Genomic DNA, 1,030 nt, shown 5'->3' on the forward strand with positions numbered 1-1,030 from the left:
TCCAGCGGCGGGCTTCGTTCTTCTCGTCGGCGAAGTCGAGGTCGTCGCCGGTGAAGCGCCAGGACTCGCGCTGGACGGTCATCCGGTCGATCGTCACCCGCGGCACGTGGTCCGCGTCGGGCCGCAGCGCGAAGCGGTCCATCACCCGGTTGGTGAGGGCGTGGCCGAAGACGTCGAGGACGTCGAACTCCGCCCCGTCGGGCAGCACCGCGGTCAGCCGGCCGTCCCGGTCCGCGACCGTCACGTCCGCACTGAGCAGGCAGCGCTCGCGGTAGGGGTCGCCGGTGTGGTCGGCCAGCGCGACCGCGTAGTCCTCGTCCCGTTCCAGCGCCGGCCTGCTGCGGGCCGACCACTTCAGCGGCAGCTCCTTGGGCAGCATCGGCGTCAGCCGCGGGCCGGGGAAGTCACGGGTGGTCTCCGCGACCAACTCCTCGATCGCCGGGTGCTGGTGCACGAAGAGCGACGCGGCCACGGTGTTCATCGCGATGTGCAGCTCGCCGAGGACGAGGGAGAAGTCGCCGCGGGCCACGGCGTCGGTGCTGTCGGCGACGACCAGGACGTCCGGGCTGACGTACCGGGACAGCGACCAACCGTCCCGCGGACCGCCGAACTCCTGCGCCACCCGCTCCGCGATGTCCTCCGAGCGCAGCTGCACCCGCCGGACCCCCTCGGGTGCGTCGATGATCCGTGCCCAGCGCTCGCGCAGCTCCGCCTGGACGCGCTCCGCCTCGGCCGTCGAATCCGCGTGCGGCGCGGGGAGGCAGGCGAAGTACAGCGACGCGAGGTCCGTCGTCGGGGACTCCCCGCGCACCCGGTCGAACGCCTGCCGGATACGGGCCCGCATCGACTCGGCGTAGCGGCTGGTGAGCCAGCCGACCGCCGTCAGGCACAGTGACAGCGGCGTCAGTTCGTCGAGGATGGTGTGGCCGATGGTGGCGGTGGTGGAGCGGCGGGTGTCGGTGTAGAGGAGGGAGCGGTTGGGTGCGGTGCGGGTGCTTTTGTTGCGTTGGGATGCGGTGTGGGTGATGTC

General features: G+C 71.9%; 1 protein-coding gene. It reads right to left on the reverse strand.

The annotated features are described in order from the left end of the window. Window positions 1-1,030, reverse strand: a 1,030-nt coding sequence (locus HCN52_RS24600; RefSeq protein ID WP_209314961.1) for a lantibiotic dehydratase, incomplete at both ends; no start/stop codon positions are given.

The organism is Streptomyces bohaiensis (assembly GCF_012033785.1).
GTDB classification, from domain to species: Bacteria; Actinomycetota; Actinomycetes; order Streptomycetales; family Streptomycetaceae; genus Streptomyces; species Streptomyces bohaiensis.